This window comes from Gemmata palustris (assembly GCF_017939745.1).
In the GTDB taxonomy this organism is placed as follows: Bacteria; Planctomycetota; Planctomycetia; order Gemmatales; family Gemmataceae; genus Gemmata; species Gemmata palustris.
This window is the reverse complement of record NZ_JAGKQQ010000001.1, coordinates 2,491,270-2,509,974: the sequence shown is the minus strand read 5'-3', so window position 1 is coordinate 2,509,974 and position 18,705 is coordinate 2,491,270. Positions and strand designations below refer to the sequence as shown.

Below are 18,705 nucleotides of genomic sequence, written 5' to 3'. Positions count from 1 at the left end.
ATCATGGGTTCACAGCTTTAGGAAGCCTACTTCCTCGCTGCCCGGTCGCCCGGTTTGGTTGCGGGCTTGGCTCACCCGCGGTCTGTTGCCTGCCAGTTTTAGAACGGTTAACACGAAGCTGGTCCTCGAGAGCTACTTTTCCTGGAATCGGACGAGCTCGTTCTTTTTCCCGCCAGGCAACTGAAGTGCGAGCTCCGTACCTGTGAGCTTCAGGACCTTCACTGCCATCTCTTCGGTCGTGTCATTTACCGTCACTTTGATGATTCACTTGTTGCCGTCGGTGCTGTAGATAGCCTTGCCGAGGTCCCCGACGAGGCTCATGAATACTCGCGCGTCTTTCGTGAACTCGAAAATAAAGAAATCTGTAACTCCCACCAGTTTCGTGGCGTCGATCTTCTCGTCCGTTTTGTCGTCCGCCACAGTCGTTCCGCAGAAGGCCGCTAGCAGCATGCAATAGAGTAACGTGCGCATCGTATTCTCTCTCGTAATAGCTACTTCTTGCCGGGGGTGAAGGACTTGAGCACCCGCTCACCGCCGTTCCACTCCCGTCGGAGGAGCCCCCCCCCTTGGCGTACCAGTCGATGTGAGTGGTCGGTTTCGCGAGTGGCTGCCCGTCCACTTCTGTGACCAGAATCGCCACGCTCGTCGCTCGGAACGTCCCGGCCGGCACTTTGACATCCTCACTGTCGCCGACGGTAACCGTACCACCGTCGCACACGAGCCCCTTCTGGATCGGGATGACGAGCGGCCACACGTCTCCGGGCTTGATCGGGAACCGGAGTACCCTCGTGTCCACCGTTCAACTATCGCACGTGCGCTGGGTCGCCCCGGCCGTCCCCACGTCGTAGGTGTCATCCCACTCGCCTTTCATGCGCACCCGAACTGTAACCCGGACCCCGTCCTTGATCGGCTCGGCCCTGGTGATCTGCTCGGTGAACGTGAACTCCTTATGATCGTATCCCCACTTCGTGCCAACGGTGGTGGGCCAGTACGGCTCGTCCTTCGGCATCAGGTGCTTCGGCACCGGGGCAGCTACGGCCGTCGGGAGGGCGAATACGATCAGCGTCAGTCATCGCATGAGCGTCTCTGTGAGGGGCGGAAGCAGTTTACCCGAGGGGCACCGGCGGCGCCACCGGAAGTGAACGAAGCGAGAACGCCGGTAACCGCGAACGGGCAAGGTTTGGTCCCAGCAATTATCACTTTTCGGATGTCGCGAGCGCGTTCGACGGCAAATCGTTTACACTGACCTTCGCCGGGACAAAGAACTATCAGGTAACGGTGAAAGGGTACGGACCGAAGTTCTGGGCGATTTACGATTACTGTACGACGAACTGATGGTCGTGCTCACGTGAGTCTGCGAGAAGCATGCCGGGCATGGGTGGCAGCGATGAGACGGTGCCGACGGAGATCAAGATCGCCGACGTCACCCCACGTAAACGGGTAGTGGCCCTAATGTCGGGATTCGTTGTACAGGCGTATGAAATACCACAAGGCGCCGAGGTGGTTCCTGGGGCACTTGGAGAACGTGAGAGTCTTGCGCACGAGTCGGGCGCATCGTTGTCTCAGGGTAAGCCAGAACCGTTCGATGTGGGCGGTGAGGCCCGTGTCCTTGCCCACGGGTCGATGCCGGGCGCGTGGGATCACGCCACGGTACGAGGCGAGGAAGTCGGTGTACACGGTGACCCCGGTCCGGTACCCGCGCGGGAGCGCGTCCCAGAGCCGTTGGGCCGTGGCTGCGGACCGGTCCCCGAGAACCATTGCGAGCACCCGCCGGGTGCCCAAGTCCAGGGCTACCCAGACCCAATGGACATCACCCTTGGAACCCACGAAGCTCCACAATTCGTCGGCCTCGATCACGACCGGGCCGCACTTTTTGGGGGCGGTCCCGGCTCGTGTGGGGTCTCCTGTCGATACAGCTCGTTGACGAACCCTTGGAGCCACGACCGGGACACCCCGACGGCCCGCGCGATGGCCCGGATTCCCATGCGCTCGGCCAACAGGCGCCGCACCAGATCCTTCGTGGCCTCCGGGACCGGTCCGGTCTTCGGGTCCGCAACGAACCGCCGGTCGCACCCCCGGCACCGGAACCCCGGAGTGCCCGAGTGGGTGAGACCGTTGCGCACCACATGGGTCGCACCGCACCGGGGGCACGGCGGAATCGGGGGACGAGGGGGTGTTGCGTCCAGCATCCCAACACTTTAGAGCAATCCCAACCGGTGGGCCACTACCCGTAAACGGGGATTAGCCGGATGACTACTGGCCACTCGGTGCGAACGGGCGTGCCCCGGTTCTCTTTAGGCGAGTAAGCCGCCCGAGAACGTGGCCGCTCGAATCCTTCCGAATTCTTGACATGATTGAGTTTACGCGCGCGGATATGCCGCCCGCGCCGGGACCGGAGCCGCACGATGAAGTTCCGCAATCTGCTGGTGACCCTCGGGCTGGCGGTCGCCAACCTGGGCGCGAAGTACGATCCCTCCGGCGTCGCCCAGAAGCTCCTCGACGCCTACGCCAAACGCCGCGAGCAGGCGAAGTTGAGGGAAGAGCTCGACGCCCTGATCGCCGCCCGGTTCGAGAACTTTCGGGAACAACTCGCCGAGGCGATGGGCGACGACCGGCTGCAACTGACCGAGGCGGTCCGGGCGCAGGTCGAGGCGTACCTCTCACAGTTCCAAGCGTCCGCCAAGCAAGCGGCCCGTATCCTCGGCGACCCGTCCGCGACGACCGTGCCCGCCACCGTGAACATCAATTCCGCAGCCGAACTGGCCGCGTTCCTGCCCCAACGGCCGCCGCGTTTCACGGTCGGCGATTCGGTCCCGGGGCTGCCCTCTTGGAAGCTCACCGAACCCTTGGGCGGGGGCGGGTTCGGCGAGGTGTGGAAGGCCGAGAACCCCGATGACGAAGTTCCCGTTGCGGCGTTCAAGTTCTTTCTCGATTCGGACGCCCGCACTCGATTCACGCGGGCCGAAGCGGCCGCGTTGCGCGAGATCCACCGCCAGGCGCCACACGACGGGGTGGTGAAACTGCGCCAGGCCGAACCGCTCGCGGACCCGCCGTGGTTGCAGTTCGAGTACATCGGCGGGGGTGATTTGTCCCGCCTGCCCGGAGAGTGGAACGGGCTGCCGGGCGCGAAGCGGATCCAGCGAATTCAGGGAGCCATTCGCGCGCTGGCCGCGACCGCGGGACAGTTCCATAAATTGGGCGTCGTCCATCGTGACCTGAAGCCCTCGAACGTGCTGATACGGAACACAGGCGAGGGGCCGAAGCTGGTGATCGCTGATTTCGGTATCAGCAAGATCGTCCAACCCGTGGGGCACGTCCGAACCCCGTCGGGCTCCGCGCTCGTCACGATCCGCGCGTACACGCCGGTGTACGCCTCGCCCCAGCAGAAGCGGGGGCTCCCCGCCGATGTGCGGGATGACGTCTATTCGTTGGGGGTTCTGTGGTACCAGTTGCTCCGCGGCGACTTAACGCTCGAGCGCCCGGGCGGTGACGGATGGAAAGAAGAACTCCTTGACCTCGGCGTGTCGAGAACCGACGTCGAGCTCCTGAACCGGTGCTGGGACGACAGTGCCGAGCGCCGCCCAGCCGACGGGGCCGAACTGGCCCAACGACTGGGCGGGGCACTTCCTCGGGCCGAACCGAAGTCACGACCGGCTCCTCCGCGTGTGAAGAAAACCGGTATCGAGAGCGCGCCTGACCGTTCGCAGACGGCGCCCGTGTGGTGGATCTTAGTGGCGGTTGCAATCGCTCTGGGTGGTTCCATCCTGTTGCTCGGGGCGTTGTTCATGACATCGCTGAAGCCGACCAACGTCGAGGCGCCGCAAAAAGGTCCGACCGAACGTGCCGAACCGCAACAGAAAGGTGCGCTTCGGATGGAGCGACCGTCGTGGGCGCTCGAAAACGGAACTCTTGACCCGGTGTTTCTGGTCAACAGTCGCTGGGTAGCAGATGCGGACAAAAAGGTAGACGATATCGACTTCAAATACTTCCCGCGTGCGCTGGACTTCTTGCCGGATGAGGGCCTCCGCTGCGAGAGAATTCAGGAGCGGACGACTATCGTGCAAGAAATGAAAGACGGCAAACTGGCGAATGTTAAAAAGACAGAATATGTACCCCATGTAACCGAGGGCACGTATTCCGTTTCTTCACTCAACATCGTTATCGCGAGCAACGTGCGTGACGGCCCCCTGATTTGAATGAAAATTGTCGATCAGAATACCTTAAATGCAGCAATCAGCCTCAGCCCGAATGACGTATTGATGATGAAATACGCTCGCGAAAGGAAATAGCATTTTGAGTGCCTTGCGCCAGTGGGCAGACCAGTCCTTTGAAGGTTCTCTCGGCGAAAATCTCGGGGCGGTCGATCCCGCCGTAAGAGCGCCGGAGCGGTGATTTTCGCTCGTGGGCCGGTGAGTCTGTTGCAGCGGGGGTGTCGGGCCGGAGTGCGCGTCATAGGGCTGCGGTGCGGCGGGTGGACGGGCCTCAAGGCGGACGCGGTTTTCGACGACCCGGCCGATCTCGCAGCTCACCTCGATCAATCCCCTCTAGCGATGACGCCGGCTCAGCAGTGAAACCGGTGCGATCGGCAGCGGCACCGGCTTTGCAACCCGACGCACACGTCACCCAAACAAGGGATCCACCCACGCAGCGGCGCGAGTTCATCGGAACGATCACGGCGGCCGTGGCGGCAGGCGCCGTCACCGCGGACGAGCCCAAGATTGCCGCTCCGGCGCGGCCCAAGGAGACGCGCAAGGGCGACATGCTGTACCGGCAGCTCGGCAGCACCAAGGAGGAGGTCTCGGCCATCGGCCTGGGCGGGCACCACATCGGCCGCCAGAAGGGCGAGAAGGACAGCATCGCCATCATCCGCTCGGCGATCGACGCCGGCATCACGTTCATGGACAACTGCTGGGACTACCACGACGGCGGGTCCGAGATCCGGATGGGCAAGGCCCTGAAGGACGGGTACCGCAAGAAGGTGTTCCTGATGACCAAGATCGACGGCCGCACGAAGAAGGCCGCCGCCGAACAGATCGACGAGTGCCTGAAGCGGCTCCAGGCGGACGTGATCGACCTGGTACAGCACCACGAGATCATCCGCATGGAGGACCCCGACCGCATCTTCGTCGCGGGCGGGGCGCAGGAGGCGGTGGACGCGGCGAAGAGGGCCGGGAAGATCCGCTACGTCGGGTTCACCGGGCACAAGGACCCGGCGGTCCACCTGCGGATGCTAGAGGTGGCGAAGGAGCACGGGGTCAAGTTCGACACCGCCCAGATGCCGCTCAACGTCCTCGACGCGCACTTCCGCAGCTTCGAGAAGCAGGTCGTGCCGGTGCTTGTGAAGGAGGGCGTCGGGGTGCTCGGCATGAAGGCGCTGGGCGACGGGCTGGTGCTGAAGAGTAAGACCGCGACCCCGGTCGAGTGCCTCCAATACGCACTGAGCCTGCCGACCTCGGTCGTCATCACCGGGATCGACAGCATGGCGATCCTCAAGCAGGCCCTGGACCTGGCGAGGACGTTCAAGCCGCTGACGGAGAAGGAAACGGCGGACCTGCTCGCGAAGACGAAGAGTGCTGCGATGAAGGGCGAGTTCGAGCGGTTCAAGACGACCAACGCGTTCGACGGTACGGCGAAGAACCCGAGCTGGCTGGGCGAGCACGACAAGGGGCCGGGATAACGTATGGACGCTGAAGTCGAATCCTTCATCCGAGATCGGGTGCCGGGATTGGCGGACAAGGTTCTCGACCAAGTGCGGCCCTGCATCAACGCCGAGTCCAGCAACGTCGCCGACGCGGACATTCCCGCCGGTCATTCCAAGCTCGGCGGCCGACCGGACGTTCCGAGTGACTTCGAGTGGCCCGCCTGCCCCGCGCCGGGCTGCTGTCGTTCTTTTACCACGACGACCGCGGCCCGCTGGGCAAGGGATCGCGCGTGTTCTTCTTTCCACCCAAGCGCCTGCACCGGGCCCATGTGGTCGTCGACCCGCGGTACGGTGTGGACTTCCACGACCGACACCTGTACCCGCGGCTCCTGACGCTCTCCCAAGGGTACCGCGTGCCGGACCGCATCCAGCGGTACGGGCTGACGCGCCGGGAACGCGATGTGTGGAAAGACCGCAAGGACGCCCGCGGCGCCACGGTGATCGGTGGAGAGCGGGACGAGTTCGGTTACTTCCACGAGATGTTCCACAACCGCTTCTCCCCGGCTACTCACCGCCTGTTCGGCTTGCCGTCCTACGAGGCCAAGTATCCCGTCCCGAGGGGACACCTGTTGCTCGCCAGCTTCGGATCGATGGCGGACCGGATCAACTTCTACGTGCCGAAGAGTAGCGTCGAAGAACTGGAATTCGGGAAGGTCAAGGTGGCTTACGAATGCACCTGAATCGGCGCGTGACAAGTGCCGCAATTCCACCGGACGCGGGATCGGCTTCACGGAACTTGCACGCGAAGAAGCGTGCCGAGCGGCTCGTGAATTGCTGAACAGTTCCTGCCGATTGTTTCCGTCCCCGCACTAATTCGCTCCCGGAGCACGATATGTCCCTGGATTCCCTGCACGATTTGTACGTGGACGAGTTGAAGGACCTGTACAACGCGGAAAATCAGCTCCTCAAGGCGCTGCCGAAGATGGCCAAGAAGGCGACCGCTCCGGAACTGAAGGCCGCGTTCACCGAGCACCTGGAGGTCACCCGCACCCAGATCGGGCGCTTGGAGCAGATCTTCACCGCCCTCGAAGTGAGCCCGAAGGGAAAGAAGTGCAAAGCCATGGAGGGGCTGATCGAAGAAGGCAAAGAGGTGCTCGAAGAAGACGGCAACCCGTCCGTGATCGACGCCGCACTGATCGCGTGCGCCCAGCGGGTCGAGCACTACGAGATGGCCGGGTACGGGTGCGTGCGGACCTTCGCGGGCCTACTCGGGTACTCCGAGGCCGAGGTGCTGCTCCAGGAGACGCTGGACGAGGAAAAGGAGGCCGACGAAAAGCTGAACGAGTTGGCCGAGACCGTCATCAACGTCGAGGCCCAAGGGGCTGAAGACGACGAAGAGGGTGAGGACGACACAGAAGAGGGCGAAGAGGAGCCCGAAGACCCCAAGCCCGCCCCGAAGGGCGGGAAGTCCGCGCCCAAAGCGGGTAGCAAGAAGTAGCCGCGGAAACGGAACGAGCCCCCGGTTTAAGGGGCTTTTTTCGTTTTGACACCCGGCGGATTTCACATTCCCCCGCCTTGTGGCTTGAAGATGTGGATGAGAACGGCAAAGACGATCCAGACGGAAATGAGCAGCCACGGCATCAGGGTCGTGAACAGCAGGCTCTTGCGGTGCTTCTCTTCGGGGTACAGCACGATCAACGGGTGCTTGCCCTCGAACAGCTTCTCCTTCGCCCGCCACTGGTCCATGCGCCCGTAGGCCGCGTGGATCGAGAACAGCAAGACGGCCGAGGCGGCGATCCCGACGATCGGAACCATGACACCCGAGAACCAGTAGACCCCGTGCCACTGCACCGCCCGAGCGATGGCCGCGGTCGTGAACAGGAACGACTGGCTGGTCATGTAATACGTCATCCGCGATCCGAGCAGCGTGTGCTCGAACCGCAACTCCTGCCGCAGGTATGTGTACCCCTCCGGCAGGGCCTTTGCGTTCTCGTCATCGGTCGCCATATGATCGCCTTTCAGCTCGCCCGCGTCTCGCCGCCGAGCAGGGTCAGGATCTCGCCGTTGATGTAACTCGAATCCGCCTCCGACGCGAAGAACACGAACGCCGGGGCCACCTCCTCGGGCTGGCCGGGGCGCTTCAGCGGAGTGCCGGCGCCGTGTTCGGCCACTTTGTCCGGCGGCTTCGACACCGGTTGCAGGGGCGTCCAGATCGGCCCCGGCGACACGCAGTTCACCCGAATGCCCCGGTCGATCAGGTTCTGCGCCAGACTCTTGGTGAAGGCGTGGATCGCGCCCTTGGTGCTGGCGTAGTCGATCAGCGTCTTGTTCCCTTCGAGCCCGGTGATCGACCCGCAGTTCACGATCGCCCCGCCCTTCGGCAGGTACGCGACCGCCGCCTTGGCCATGTAGAAGTACCCGTAGATGTTCGTCCGGAACGTCGTGTCGAACTGCTCGTCGCTGATGTCCTCGAGCTTCTGCTGCGTCTCCTGGTACGCCGCATTGTTCACCAGCACGTCGAGCCGCCCGTACTCGGCAACGGTCTCCTCGACCGCGTCCCGGCAGAACTTCGGGTCCTTCACGTCACCGGGGAGGAGCAGGCACTTGCGCCCTTCTTCCTGCACCGCTTTCTTGGTTTCCTCGGCATCGGACTGCTCAGCAGCCAGATACACGATCGCCACGTCCGCCCCCTCGCGCGCGTACAGGACCGCGACCGATCGCCCGATCCCGGAGTCGCCCCCGGTGATGAGCGCGGCCTTACCCTTGAGCTTGTCGGCGCCCTTATAGAGCGGGGCTTTGTACTTCGGCGGCGGGTCCATTGCCGAGTCCAGGCCGGGCTTCGGCTGGGACTGCGGCTTCATCGGGCCTTTCGGTTCCTTCTGCTGGCTCATTGGCAACTCCAGGTGTGGTGCAGACGCCATCACGACTGCACAAGGCATACCGGCGCGTGGTTTGCGGAGGAACGCCCGGCAAAGCCTTTCCACAACGGAGCTTCACAATGAATTCGATCAACGAGAACCAGCCGGAACAGAACAAAGACGACCTGCAGGGCAAGGCCGCGGTCGCGAAGATCCGGGAGCTCGTCGGGTACGCGAAGAACTGCTTCTTCTGCACCACGGTTCCCAACGGCGAGACCGGCGGCACCCGCCCGATGAACGTCCGCAAGGTGGACGACGACGGGAACCTGTGGTTCCTGAGCGCGAGCGACAGTCACCAGAACCAGGAGCTGGCGCACGACCCGTCTGTAAAGCTCTTGTTCCAGGGGGCGCCGAACTCCGACTTCCTGAGCCTGACCGGGCGGGCCACTGTCACCACCGACCGGGCGAAGATCGAGGAATTGTGGGAGCCGATCCTCAAGACCTGGTTCACCGGCGGGAAGGACGATCCGCGAATCACCGTCATCAGGGTCACGCCGACCGACGGGTACTACTGGGACACGAAGCACGGGAGCGCGGTGGCTTACGTGAAGATGCTCATCGGGGCCGCCGTCGGGAAGACGCTGGACGATTCGATCGAGGGCAAGCTGAGGGTGTGAAACCGATGGCGGAGAAAAGACGCCCCGGCTCCCTCTCGGGAACTGGGGCGTAAGGTTTTACAGCGGACGCCAACAGAGAGTGCAGTTCACACAGTTAATGCCCTTGGCCTTCCCTTCAGCGGTTTCCTGTTCACACACCGAGACCGCCAGCGGCAGTTCCAGTTTGCGCAGTCCACGAATCTGAAACACCAGCTCACCCGACACATCCTCCGCTGCCGAAGTTTGCATGTGGGCGATGCTGACGCGGTCAACCTCGCCGTTATCAGCGCCGTAGAAGTCGCTTCCGAACCGGGAATGAACAAGGGCTTCGAGTACCACGTCAGCATCAGCAAGCAGTTCCCTGCTGGATTGTCTGGACGGTGCGATTCCAACGAAGCAAAGTGGGTTCTGGATCAGTTTGGTCTCGACGGTGCCGAGGAAGACAACCACGTTCCGCACGGCATCGTCCGCAACTTCTGGCGGCCTGTGGCAGACGGGCTTGGCCGAGATGGGTTTGGAACCCGTTCCGCAGCTCGGAACGCTCATACTGAACCATACTGTAGACGAGCTGGTCACGTTTTCGGAGGGGACGAGTGTGCTCAACCCGCAGGTCCAGCGCGAGGGGGTCGTCTTGCGCCCGCTGGTCGAGGAATACGACGAGGACATCGGGGGCCGCCCGAGCTTCAAGGCGATCAACCCGAAGTTCCTTCTGAAATACGACGAGTAAGCGCGTCGTCGTGACCCGCACGTTCCGCGTCTCTCTTGGCAATTCCTCGCTCACGGGCAAGCAAGCGGTCGATCTCGTTCGACAGTTCCGCCACCAACTCTGCTCGCTCCACAAGAAGCCCGACCTCGTGTCGCTCGTGACCGTCGAGGATGTCGAGGCGCGGTGTCGTGGCGTGGTGGCGTTCTACGACGCCGACAATCCGTGTTCAGCGGAGTGGGTGAAGCAGGCCGAGGCGCTCCGCGCGGAGTTGTGGCAGATGCTGGCCGCGCGGAGGAAGTGTGCGGTGCGGGAATGAGGAGCCCTCGTCGTCCCCTCTTCCTGTCTGCTCTGTATGCTTTCTTGGCTCCCTATTTCGCCCCGACCGGAACGGGCTTTTTCGGCGCATTCGGCTCCGGCTTACGGACCTCGGGTTTTGCCGGTAACAGCGCGCTGAGCGTCTCCGCCAACGTCCACGTGATCTGTGTCGCGCCGGCCGACTTCAGGAGTTTCTCGGCCGATACTGTGTCCGCTTCTTTCCCCCATCGGCCGACCACGATTGTCGCCTTCGCCGACCGAACTTGTTCGCTCAGCCGTGCCGCCCGGCTCAATCCGCCCGGTGCGAGTGCCACCAGGCACACCGTTATGTTCCCCTTCTTCCCGGTCCGCACTCGGACTTCTTCCACCAATTTCGCGGCCGGCACCACAACCAACTCCCCGCCCGCCTCGGCCACCAGGTCCCCGAGCATCCCAAGTGCGATCCGGTCCCCGATCCCTTGCGCCGCGCACCCGATCACAATCGGCCCGTTCCCAGCGGACACGGCCGGTCGGCGCGAGGCCAGAGCTCCCTTGAGCACCGCACGCACACCCCGGTACACGCGCCCCTCTTCTTCCCGCTCCAGGTCCCCGCGCTCGCGCTCGGCCTTCGCCTGGGCGAGCGCCGGCATCAGCACCTTGCCGTACACGTCGGCGAGCGGCGCGTCGGCGAGTTCCCCGATGAGCACCTCCGCGCCGTCGTAATCCCCGACCAGCGCCCGGTGGAAGAACAGCGCCCCCGAGTCCACATCCGGGGCGTCGCCGAGGAGCGTGCGCAGGAACCCGAGCGACGGGATGTGCTCGCCCAGCACGACCAGACACACGGTCAGCGGGACCGCCAGCAGTAGTCCGACCGGCCCCCACAGGAACGCCCAGAACACCGTTGCCATGAGCAGCGCCAGCGACGACACCCCGGTCCCGTGTCCGAACAGCAGCGGCTCTACCACGTTGCTCATCACTAGATCGAACCCGCCGTACAGTGCACGACGAGGAGCGCCGGTCCCCACCCCGGGAACACGGCCAGCGCCAGTACGAATGGGAACAGTGCCGACAGCCAGATGCCCACATACGGCAAGAACCGGAGCCCGGCCGTGAGCATCCCCCACAGCGGCGCGTAAGGAACCCCGATCAGCGCCAACCCGACCCCCATGATGAGGCCCATTGTGGCGTTCGTGGCGGCCTGCAACAGCAGGAACCGGCCGACCCGCTCCGCCGCGTCGTCCAGCGCCCGCGTGGTGGTGGTCAACTGGCGCCGGCGGGCCAGACCGAGCAGCCGGTCGCGGGTCCCCGCCCGCTGCACCAGCATGAACGTGGTGAGCACGGCGACGAGCAGGAGCGTGGCCGCCACCTCGGCCGCGGGGCGGGCGAGCGACGGGAGCCACGCGAGCACCCCGTTGCCCGACTGCTTGACGAGCACCGGGGTCGGCGGGTCGGTCGGCTTCGGCCCTTCGTCCGGCGGCTTCGGGGGTGACTCGGGGGTGACCGCGTCCTCCAGCCGGTCGAGCCGGTGGACCAGGTCGAGGAGCGGGTCGAGCTTATGGGCGATGTTCTTCTGGTACGCGTCCCCCCGCAGGTCGGTGATCAGGCGCTCGGTCTGCCGCTCGGCAACCGTAAGCACTCCGGCGAGCAAAGCGATCGCCCCACCGGTCGAGAGCAGCGCCGCCGGAACCCGGCCGAGGCGGCGGCGCTCCAACCACCCCGCAACCGGGGTGAGGGCGAACGCGAACAGGATCGCCAGTGCCAGTGGGAGCAGGACCGTCTGCGCCCAGTACAGAATCCCGACGGTCATCAGGATGACACCGAGACGGTAGAAGGCCTTCTCCCCCGCAACGGGTAAGGGGCGGACGGAGACGGGTTTGGGGCGGCTCATATGTAGTTCTCCGAGGAGGTCGCACCGGGTGCGCGGAGCAAGGGCCGTGCCGCTGTCGAACGGCGGTCCCGGTACGGCGCGCGAACCGTCGTGTCGGGGAGCCTAAGATGCATGACCGGCAAACCCCGCGTGTGAACGGCCCGCGCTCCCGAAGTGAGGAACTCGAATGTCCGAACATCTGCTCTCCGGCGCTGTGAGCCGCAACATCGCCGCCGTCCGCGACCTCGCGGCCCAGGTGCGCAGTGGGCGCAGCCGCATCGATCGGATCACCGACGCGATCAGCGGGTTCGTCGGGAGCCACCGCTTCCTGGTGGCGCAAGTCGTGGTTGTTGGTGTGTGGGTGGGCATCAACGCGGTGCCCGGGATCGGCCACATCGACCCGTTCCCGTTCGAGTTCCTGAACTTCGTCCTCGCGGTCGAGGCCATCGTCCTGTCCACCGTGGTGCTCATGGCCCAGAACCGGCAGGGGCGGGAGTCGGCCGAGCAGGCGGAGCTGCACCTGCAGATCGGGCTCCTCGCCGAGCAGGAGACGACCAAGATGCTGGAGATGCTCCGGGAGATTCACACGAAGCTCGGTCTCGGCGCGGCGGCCAAGGACCCGGAACTTCGAGAAATGATCCAAACTACTCAGGTCGAGTTGATCGCCGACGAATTGAAGCGGTCCCGGACGGAAGAAGAACCGTCGAGCGAACCCGGCCCGGCCTGACCGTACCAACGAAAACGAGCCGGGAGATCCCGGCTCGCCGTTCGTCGACCCGCAAGCGGGTTACATGGTCGGAGCGGTCGCCCGGTCGTACCCGCCGTGCTTGGTGAACACCCCACGGGTGTCGTCGGCCCGGTCACCCCGGTCCACCGTCACCAGGAACCGCCCGGCGTTGACCTCGCCCTCGTAATACTTGGCGTCCGCTTCCGGGATGCCCCAGCCGATGAGTGCCCCGGCGAGGCCCGCCACGGCCGCCCCGCCCGCCGCGCTCACGAGGGCCGCCGCAAGCGGCCCCATCGCGAGGATCGGGCCGATCACCGGGATCACCCCGAACGACACGCCCAGCGATACAAGGCCCGCGACACCCGCACCTGCCGCGACACCGATCGCCGCGCCTTCACCGGCGTTCGTTTCGCCCGCCCCGTCCGTCTTCACCGTCTTCCCGTCCGCGTTCTTACCGACCAAACCGATCTGATCGTCCCGGTAACCGGCCTTCTTCAGATCGGCGACCGCGCGGTCCGCGGCCTCACGGGTTGCGAACACGCCGACCGTCGTTGCACGCACTGTTGCCGTTGCCATTGTTGCGATCTCGTTGTGGAGAGTGATCCGCGTGGCGAATGAGCCGGGCGGAGGCACGCGGACAGTTGCATCGATCGTGCCAGGATTCAAGTCCCGCGCCGATTGACACCTCACCTCCAGGCGGAGCACTGGCACGCCGTCTGCTTTACTCTCCATCGTCGAACAGCAAATCGGGCCAGGTCCCCCGGCCCGTTTCACATGCCTCACCACCCGTCCCCCAACCTATCAACGAAAGCCGGTGCCTTCGGGTACCGGCTTCCTCTTTCCCTCGCAGCCTTTTCCACCCCGAAAGGTCTCTATCTTCGGGCGCGCCCGGCTCACGGAGCGGTAAGTGCTCACTCTTGTCGACGACGAGGCGGCTGCCGGCATGGAAGTGTCGGCGGCTGCTCCTGTTTGAATCCGTTCCGTCCATGTTGAAGGAGTCTGAGATGATGACGAGCACCCTCCTGCGCACCGGCGCGTTGACCGCCCTCCTGTTCGGTGCGTCCGTGGCGTCCGCGCAGCCGCCCGCACCGCCGGCGGCCCACAACCACAACCATTACCGGGCCAAGCAGGTGTTGGGCACCAAGATCTTGATCGCGGGCGATACCGCTGTCGGCACCGTCGATGACCTCGTGTTCGACGACGCCGGGAACCTGGAGTACCTGATCGTCGAGAACGGCGGCAAGCTGTTCACCGTGCCGTTCGAGGCCGCCAAGTTCAACGTCGAGAAGCGCATGGCCGTGCTGGCACTGACCGCCGACCAGTACAAGGTGATCCCGACCTACACGGCCACCACGTACCCGAGCTTCTACACCCCGACGTACCGCACCGAGGTGTACAAGTATTACGGCGTGACCCCGCGCGAGCTGCGGCGCCTCGGGCCGCCGGTCATCGTCCGCCCGTAACCGAACGGCTCGCCAGAGAGGAAGCGGTGGCCCGCGCCGCCGGTTCCTTCGTTTCGTCTCCGCTTGCGCGAGCGCCCCGCCTATGACACTCTCGCCGCATGCCCGGGCGCACGGAAATACACACCGATGGAACCTTCAATGATCAGACCCGGGTCGGCGGCCGGGCGGCCGTGACCACGCGCGCCGCGTCGGGTCGGCAGGACGGCACGTCGAGCTACGAGATGGAACTCCGCGCACTCGTCGAAGCCGTGAAGATAGCCGACGGTCCCTGCACGGTCGTCTCCGACTATGACGGTTTGATTCGTACCGCTCAGTAGGGGAAGACGCCGGAGACGTGCAAAGCGGTGTGGGAAGAGTTGTACGCTGCGGCCGCGGGCAAGGACGTGCAGTTTATGTGGCGGAAGAGGGACCAGTCCCTCGACTCGCGCACCAACTCGCACGGGACACAGCGAAGGGACGCGGGTAACGAGGTGAGCCCGCCGCCCTTTGGAGCGCGATTTGCAAGCGCTTCTCACCTGATCCGCAACTCGCACCAATCCTTCGAGCAGGACGACTCCTATGGCCCAGCCCAAAGACGATGCGAAGAAGAACGCGCACGGTGAGAGCAAGGGCGGTGAAACGCACCAGACGGCACAGGGCAATGTCCCGGTACTGACCACCCAACAGGGCGTCCCGGTCGCCGAGGATCAGAACTCCCTCAAGGCCGGCCCGCGCGGCCCGACGCTGCTTGAAGACTTCCAACTCCGCGAGAAGATCTTCCACTTCGATCACGAACGCATTCCCGAGCGCGTGGTCCACGCCCGCGGGTACGGGGCGCACGGGTTCTTCGAGAGCTACGGCAACGTCGCCGACGTGACCCGCGCCGACGTGCTCCAGCGCAAGGGCGAGAAGACGCCCGTGTTCGTCCGGTTCTCCACCGTCGCCGGGAACAAGGGCTCGGCCGATCTCGCGCGCGACGTCCGCGGGTTCGCGGTCAAGTTCTACACCAGGGAGGGCAACTGGGACCTGGTGGGCAACAACATCCCGGTGTTCTTCATCCAGGACGCCATGAAGTTCCCCGACATGGTCCACGCGTTCAAGGACGAACCGGACAGCGGGTTCCCGCAGGCCGCGACCGCACACGATAACGCCTGGGACTTCATCTCGCTCACCCCCGAGGCCATGCACATGGTGATGTGGGTCATGTCGAACCGGGCGATCCCGCGGTCGTTCCGGTTCATGGAGGGGTTCGGGGTCCACACGTTCCGGTTCGTCAACGCGCAAGGCAAATCCACGTTCGTGAAGTTCCACTGGAAGCCCAAACAGGGCCTGCAGTCGGTAGTGTGGAACGAGGCGGTGAAGATCAACGGGGCCGACCCCGACTTCCACCGGCGCGACCTGTGGAACGCGATCGAGGCGGGCGACCTCCCCGAATGGGAACTGGGCGTGCAGCTCTTCGACGAGGAGTTCGCCAAGAAATTCGAGTTCGACGTCCTCGATGCGACCAAGCTGATCCCCGAGGAGCAGGTGCCGGTCAAGTTGATCGGCCGCATGGTGCTCGACCGCCGGGTGGACAACTTCTTCGCCGAGACCGAGCAGGTCGCGTTCTGCACCCAGAACGTGGTGCCCGGGATCGGCTTCAGCAACGACCCGCTGCTCCAGGGCCGCAACTTCTCGTACCTCGACACCCAGTTGAAGCGCCTCGGGGGTCCGAACTTCACGCACATTCCGATCAACGCCCCGAAGTGCCCGGTGATGAACTTCCAGCAGGACGGGCACATGGCCATGCGCAACCCCAAGGGCCGCGCGAACTACGAGCCCAACTCGTGGGGCGCGGAGGGCGGCCCGCGCGAGTCGCCGGAGAAGGGGTTCAAGAGCGTTTCCGAACCGGTCGAGGGCGCCAAGGTGCGGGTGCGGTCGGAAACTTTCTCGGACCACTATAGCCAGGCCCGGCAGTTTTACATCAGTCAGACCCCGATCGAGCAGACCCACATCGCCAACGCGCTGGTGTTCGAGTTGAGCAAGGTGCAGACCGTGGCGATCCGGGCGCGGATCGTGTCCCACCTGCTCAACATCGACGCCGCCCTCGCCGATGCCGTGGCCGAGGGGCTGCGGCTCAAGGAGATGCCCAAACCGGCACCGGCGGCGAAGCCGACCCGACGGGACCTGAAGCCGTCGGACAAATTGAGCATCATCAAGAACGGCCCCAAGAGCTTCGCCGGGCGGAAGGTCGGGGCGCTCGTCACCGATGGCGTCGATGCGGACGTGCTCGCGGCCCTCAAGAAGGCCCTCAAAGCCGAAGGCGCGATGCTGGCACTGATCGCGCCGGAGGTCGGGGGCGTGAAGGACTCGGCGGGCGCGTGGCACGACGCCCACGAGAAGCTGGAGGGCGGGCCGTCGGTCGTGTTCGACGCCGTTGTGGTTCTGCCCTCCAAAGAAGGGGCGGCGGTGCTGACCAAGCTCCCGGCCGCGCGCGATTTCGTTGCCGATGCGACCGCCCACCGGAAGTTCATCGGCTACTCCGCGGCGGCCGCGGCCCTGTTCGAGAAGACGGGCGTTGCGCTCGACGAGGGGTTCGTGCCTCTGAACAAGGCGGGCGACTGCGGCACCTTCGTCGCGGCGTGCCGCAAGCTCCGGTTCTGGGACCGGGCCGGTGCCGAGCGCTAGGCGGATCGTTACGGAGCGGGTTCGGCGCGCCGATCCCGCTCTCATTCTCCACCCCAAATCACTCACAAGAGCAACGACGATGTCCCACGACCGGCGATCCGTCCTCACGGCCATCGGACTGGCGCTCCCGTTCGGCATCGACACGCGGTTAAGCGCGGCGGCCCCGGTCGGTCCCGCCCCGGTGCTGCGGCTGCGTTCCTTTGAAGAAGCGGTGCGCGCGGCTTTTGGAGCCCTCGTTCTCCCGGCCGGTACCGTGAGGTTTGCGGACGAGCCGTACCACCGCATTGAGATCGGCCACTCCGAGGAGGTGCTCGCGGGTCTTCAGGGGTGCCACAACGACCGCCCGTTCGCGGGCTACCCCGCCGGCCACCTGCGGATCGTCCGGAGCGGATCGGGACCGGGTCCGATCGTCGGCGGCGTTCGTCTGTACGTGGCCACGGTCGACGTTGCCCTGACCGGCGGCCGAACGGACTGGTTACAGGACCGCCCGCTCGACTTCGCGACGCTCCCTCCCGCGCCCGTGCTTGTCGGGGTTACGACGGACGAGCGTCCAACGGCCCGCAAGCGGTCCACGGGCAAAGGACCCCTCGGTTGATACCCATTCGCTCAGTCTCCCAACCACGAAAGCTCATTATGAAGGCCCTCTGCTGGCACGGTAGCGGTGACGTCCGCGTCGATTCCGTTCCCGACGCCAAGATCGAGCAACCGAGCGACGCCCTCATCAAGATCACCTCGACCGCCATCTGCGGGTCCGACCTACACCTCCTGGACGGCTACCAGCCGGGGATGGAGAAGGGCGACATCCTCGGGCACGAGCCGATGGGCGTCGTCATCGAGGTGGGCAGCAAGGTTACCAAACTCAAGAAGGGCGACCGCGTGGTGGTGCCGTTCACCATTTCCTGCGGGTCGTGCTTCTTTTGCCAGAAGACCCTGTTCTCGTGCTGTGACACCACGAACCCGAACGCCAAGGTCGCCGAAAAGGCGATGGGCCACTCCCCGGCCGGGCTGTTCGGGTTTTCGCACCTCGTGGGCGGGTACGCGGGCGGACAGGCCGAGTTCCTTCGAGTGCCGCACGCCGACGTCGGGCCGATTAAGATCGAGTCCGACCTGCCCGACGAGAAGGTGCTGTTCCTCTCGGACATCTTCCCTACCGGGTACATGGCCGCCGAGAACGCGTGCATCGAGAAGGGCGACACGGTCGCGGTGTGGGGGTGCGGCCCGGTCGCCCAGTTCGCGATCAAGAGCGCGTGGATGCTCGGGGCCGGGCGGGTGATCGCCATCGACCGGGTGCCCGAGCGGCTCAAGATGGCCGAGGAACACGGGAAGGCCGAAACCATCAACTTCGACAAGGTGAGCGTCTACGACCAGCTTCAGGAGATGACGAAAGGGCGCGGCCCGGACCGGTGCATCGACGCGGTCGGGTGCGAGGCCCACGCAGCCGGCACCATCGACTCGGTCCTCGACAAGGCGAAGGCCACGGTCGGGCTGACCACGGACCGCGCGCACGTCCTGCGCGAGGCGATCATGTGCTGCCGCAAGGCGGGAACCATCTCGGTGCCGGGCGTGTATGTCGGGTTCCCGGACAAAATCCCGTTCGGCGCGTTCATGAACAAGGGACTGACTATGAAGTCGGGTCAGACCCACGTCCAGCGGTACCTGCGGCCGCTACTCGACAAGATCGAGAAGGGCGAAATCGACCCGTCTTTCGTCATCACACACAAGTTGCCGCTGGCCGACGCGCCGGCCGCGTACAAGACGTTCCGGGACAAGAAGGACGGGTGCATCAAGGTCGTTCTCAAGCCGTAATCGCGGACAGGCGGCACAAGCACCGGTTCAAAGCCGGTGTA

Annotated in this window: 23 protein-coding genes; 13 read left to right on the top strand and 10 right to left on the bottom strand. The window is 64.8% G+C overall.

Translation table 11 applies throughout. The annotated features are described in order from the left end of the window. Nucleotides 1-264: 264 nt before the first annotated feature. The 4 genes from J8F10_RS10215 to J8F10_RS10200 form a co-directional block, all read right to left on the bottom strand. On the bottom strand, nt 265-471 hold the full coding sequence (locus J8F10_RS10215) for a hypothetical protein (RefSeq protein ID WP_210653721.1): 207 nt from the start codon (nt 469-471) through the stop codon (nt 265-267). Nucleotides 472-799: 328 nt separating this feature from the next. Then, nucleotides 800-1,024 (bottom strand): hypothetical protein, encoded by a 225-nt coding sequence (locus J8F10_RS10210; RefSeq protein ID WP_210653720.1) that lies wholly within the window; start codon nt 1,022-1,024, stop codon nt 800-802. A gap of 425 nt (nt 1,025-1,449) precedes the next feature. Next, nucleotides 1,450-1,857, bottom strand: coding sequence for an IS1 family transposase (locus J8F10_RS10205; RefSeq protein ID WP_210652489.1), 408 nt, complete (start codon nt 1,855-1,857; stop codon nt 1,450-1,452). Then, entirely contained in the window at nt 1,854-2,123 is a 270-nt protein-coding gene (locus J8F10_RS10200) for an IS1 family transposase (RefSeq protein WP_210652490.1), read from the bottom strand. The genes J8F10_RS10205 and J8F10_RS10200 overlap by 4 nt, the downstream gene beginning before the upstream one ends. Before the next feature lie 282 nt (nt 2,124-2,405). Here J8F10_RS10200 and J8F10_RS10195 point away from each other — a divergent pair, with 282 nt between their 5' ends. The 4 genes from J8F10_RS10195 to J8F10_RS10180 all read left to right on the top strand — a co-directional run bounded on the left by J8F10_RS10195 (nt 2,406) and on the right by J8F10_RS10180 (nt 7,139). Further along, nucleotides 2,406-4,196 carry a serine/threonine-protein kinase gene (locus J8F10_RS10195; RefSeq protein WP_210653719.1) on the top strand — a complete coding sequence of 597 codons (1,791 nt, stop codon included), beginning with the start codon at nt 2,406-2,408 and terminating at the stop codon, nt 4,194-4,196. Between the two features lie 485 nt (nt 4,197-4,681). After that, nucleotides 4,682-5,677: an aldo/keto reductase gene (locus J8F10_RS10190; RefSeq protein WP_390891134.1), complete on the top strand. Its 996-nt coding sequence runs from the start codon at nt 4,682-4,684 to the stop codon at nt 5,675-5,677. 176 nt (nt 5,678-5,853) lie between these two features. Beyond that, a complete protein-coding gene (locus J8F10_RS10185) occupies nt 5,854-6,381 on the top strand; it encodes a hypothetical protein (protein WP_210653718.1) in 528 nt (175 codons plus the stop codon). Between the two features lie 152 nt (nt 6,382-6,533). After that, nucleotides 6,534-7,139 (top strand): YciE/YciF ferroxidase family protein, encoded by a 606-nt coding sequence (locus J8F10_RS10180; protein ID WP_210653717.1) that lies wholly within the window; start codon nt 6,534-6,536, stop codon nt 7,137-7,139. Between the two features lie 62 nt (nt 7,140-7,201). Here the strand turns inward: J8F10_RS10180 and J8F10_RS10175 are convergent, their stop codons facing one another. Together J8F10_RS10175 and J8F10_RS10170 are read right to left on the bottom strand one after the other, a co-directional pair. Next, nucleotides 7,202-7,648 (bottom strand): hypothetical protein, encoded by a 447-nt coding sequence (locus J8F10_RS10175; protein ID WP_210653716.1) that lies wholly within the window; start codon nt 7,646-7,648, stop codon nt 7,202-7,204. Nucleotides 7,649-7,659: 11 nt separating this feature from the next. Continuing rightward, nucleotides 7,660-8,532, bottom strand: a complete 873-nt coding sequence (locus J8F10_RS10170) for an SDR family oxidoreductase (RefSeq protein ID WP_210653715.1) — start codon at nt 8,530-8,532, stop codon at nt 7,660-7,662. A gap of 107 nt (nt 8,533-8,639) precedes the next feature. On the opposite strand from J8F10_RS10170, the gene J8F10_RS10165 reads away from it, so the two are divergent. Next, nucleotides 8,640-9,176: a pyridoxamine 5'-phosphate oxidase family protein gene (locus tag J8F10_RS10165; RefSeq protein WP_210653714.1), complete on the top strand. Its 537-nt coding sequence runs from the start codon at nt 8,640-8,642 to the stop codon at nt 9,174-9,176. A gap of 57 nt (nt 9,177-9,233) precedes the next feature. Here the strand turns inward: J8F10_RS10165 and J8F10_RS10160 are convergent, their stop codons facing one another. After that, complete coding sequence (locus J8F10_RS10160; protein WP_210662339.1) at nt 9,234-9,614, bottom strand: hypothetical protein; 381 nt, start codon at nt 9,612-9,614, stop codon at nt 9,234-9,236. Nucleotides 9,615-9,669: 55 nt separating this feature from the next. On the opposite strand from J8F10_RS10160, the gene J8F10_RS10155 reads away from it, so the two are divergent. Together J8F10_RS10155 and J8F10_RS10150 are read left to right on the top strand one after the other, a co-directional pair. After that, complete coding sequence (locus tag J8F10_RS10155) at nt 9,670-9,882, top strand: hypothetical protein (RefSeq protein ID WP_246523152.1); 213 nt, start codon at nt 9,670-9,672, stop codon at nt 9,880-9,882. 10 nt (nt 9,883-9,892) lie between these two features. Then, complete coding sequence (locus tag J8F10_RS10150) at nt 9,893-10,177, top strand: hypothetical protein (protein WP_210653713.1); 285 nt, start codon at nt 9,893-9,895, stop codon at nt 10,175-10,177. 52 nt (nt 10,178-10,229) lie between these two features. On the opposite strand, the gene J8F10_RS39800 is transcribed toward J8F10_RS10150, so the two are convergent. Together J8F10_RS39800 and J8F10_RS39795 are read right to left on the bottom strand one after the other, a co-directional pair. Further along, nucleotides 10,230-11,129, bottom strand: coding sequence for an AI-2E family transporter (locus J8F10_RS39800; protein ID WP_210653712.1), 900 nt, complete (start codon nt 11,127-11,129; stop codon nt 10,230-10,232). A gap of 2 nt (nt 11,130-11,131) precedes the next feature. Next, complete coding sequence (locus J8F10_RS39795; RefSeq protein WP_210653711.1) at nt 11,132-12,043, bottom strand: AI-2E family transporter; 912 nt, start codon at nt 12,041-12,043, stop codon at nt 11,132-11,134. 166 nt (nt 12,044-12,209) lie between these two features. Between J8F10_RS39795 and J8F10_RS10135 the strand changes: the two genes are divergently transcribed. Further along, nucleotides 12,210-12,749 carry a DUF1003 domain-containing protein gene (locus J8F10_RS10135; protein ID WP_210653710.1) on the top strand — a complete coding sequence of 180 codons (540 nt, stop codon included), beginning with the start codon at nt 12,210-12,212 and terminating at the stop codon, nt 12,747-12,749. 60 nt (nt 12,750-12,809) lie between these two features. Here the strand turns inward: J8F10_RS10135 and J8F10_RS10130 are convergent, their stop codons facing one another. After that, the gene (locus tag J8F10_RS10130) at nt 12,810-13,325 is read right to left on the bottom strand and encodes a hypothetical protein (RefSeq protein ID WP_210653709.1); all 516 of its coding nucleotides are present in this window, start codon (nt 13,323-13,325) and stop codon (nt 12,810-12,812) included. Between the two features lie 428 nt (nt 13,326-13,753). Here J8F10_RS10130 and J8F10_RS10125 point away from each other — a divergent pair, with 428 nt between their 5' ends. The 5 genes from J8F10_RS10125 (at nt 13,754) to J8F10_RS10105 (ending at nt 18,664) form a co-directional block, all read left to right on the top strand. After that, complete coding sequence (locus tag J8F10_RS10125; RefSeq protein ID WP_210653708.1) at nt 13,754-14,212, top strand: PRC-barrel domain-containing protein; 459 nt, start codon at nt 13,754-13,756, stop codon at nt 14,210-14,212. Nucleotides 14,213-14,382: 170 nt separating this feature from the next. Further along, entirely contained in the window at nt 14,383-14,529 is a 147-nt protein-coding gene (locus J8F10_RS10120; RefSeq protein ID WP_210653707.1) for a hypothetical protein, read from the top strand. Between the two features lie 241 nt (nt 14,530-14,770). Next, nucleotides 14,771-16,858, top strand: a complete 2,088-nt coding sequence (gene katE, locus J8F10_RS10115) for a catalase (protein ID WP_210653706.1) — start codon at nt 14,771-14,773, stop codon at nt 16,856-16,858. A gap of 79 nt (nt 16,859-16,937) precedes the next feature. Next, nucleotides 16,938-17,453: a hypothetical protein gene (locus tag J8F10_RS10110; protein WP_210653705.1), complete on the top strand. Its 516-nt coding sequence runs from the start codon at nt 16,938-16,940 to the stop codon at nt 17,451-17,453. Between the two features lie 38 nt (nt 17,454-17,491). Next, nucleotides 17,492-18,664, top strand: a complete 1,173-nt coding sequence (locus J8F10_RS10105; protein WP_210653704.1) for a zinc-dependent alcohol dehydrogenase — start codon at nt 17,492-17,494, stop codon at nt 18,662-18,664. Nucleotides 18,665-18,705: the final 41 nt, after the last annotated feature.

Bases quoted from the DNA above. Each gene is read 5' to 3' on its own strand.
- J8F10_RS10215 (WP_210653721.1), bottom strand. From the start codon at position 471: ATGCGCACGTTACTCTATTGCATGCTGCTAGCGGCCTTCTGCGGAACG.
- J8F10_RS10195 (WP_210653719.1), top strand. From the start codon at position 2,406: ATGAAGTTCCGCAATCTGCTGGTGACCCTCGGGCTGGCGGTCGCCAAC.
- J8F10_RS10180 (WP_210653717.1), top strand. From the start codon at position 6,534: ATGTCCCTGGATTCCCTGCACGATTTGTACGTGGACGAGTTGAAGGAC.
- J8F10_RS10175 (WP_210653716.1), bottom strand. From the start codon at position 7,648: ATGGCGACCGATGACGAGAACGCAAAGGCCCTGCCGGAGGGGTACACA.
- J8F10_RS10170 (WP_210653715.1), bottom strand. From the start codon at position 8,532: ATGAGCCAGCAGAAGGAACCGAAAGGCCCGATGAAGCCGCAGTCCCAG.
- J8F10_RS10165 (WP_210653714.1), top strand. From the start codon at position 8,640: ATGAATTCGATCAACGAGAACCAGCCGGAACAGAACAAAGACGACCTG.
- J8F10_RS39800 (WP_210653712.1), bottom strand. From the start codon at position 11,129: ATGAGCAACGTGGTAGAGCCGCTGCTGTTCGGACACGGGACCGGGGTG.
- J8F10_RS39795 (WP_210653711.1), bottom strand. From the start codon at position 12,043: ATGAGCCGCCCCAAACCCGTCTCCGTCCGCCCCTTACCCGTTGCGGGG.
- J8F10_RS10135 (WP_210653710.1), top strand. From the start codon at position 12,210: ATGTCCGAACATCTGCTCTCCGGCGCTGTGAGCCGCAACATCGCCGCC.
- J8F10_RS10130 (WP_210653709.1), bottom strand. From the start codon at position 13,325: ATGGCAACGGCAACAGTGCGTGCAACGACGGTCGGCGTGTTCGCAACC.
- J8F10_RS10125 (WP_210653708.1), top strand. From the start codon at position 13,754: ATGATGACGAGCACCCTCCTGCGCACCGGCGCGTTGACCGCCCTCCTG.
- katE (WP_210653706.1), top strand. From the start codon at position 14,771: ATGGCCCAGCCCAAAGACGATGCGAAGAAGAACGCGCACGGTGAGAGC.
- J8F10_RS10110 (WP_210653705.1), top strand. From the start codon at position 16,938: ATGTCCCACGACCGGCGATCCGTCCTCACGGCCATCGGACTGGCGCTC.
- J8F10_RS10105 (WP_210653704.1), top strand. From the start codon at position 17,492: ATGAAGGCCCTCTGCTGGCACGGTAGCGGTGACGTCCGCGTCGATTCC.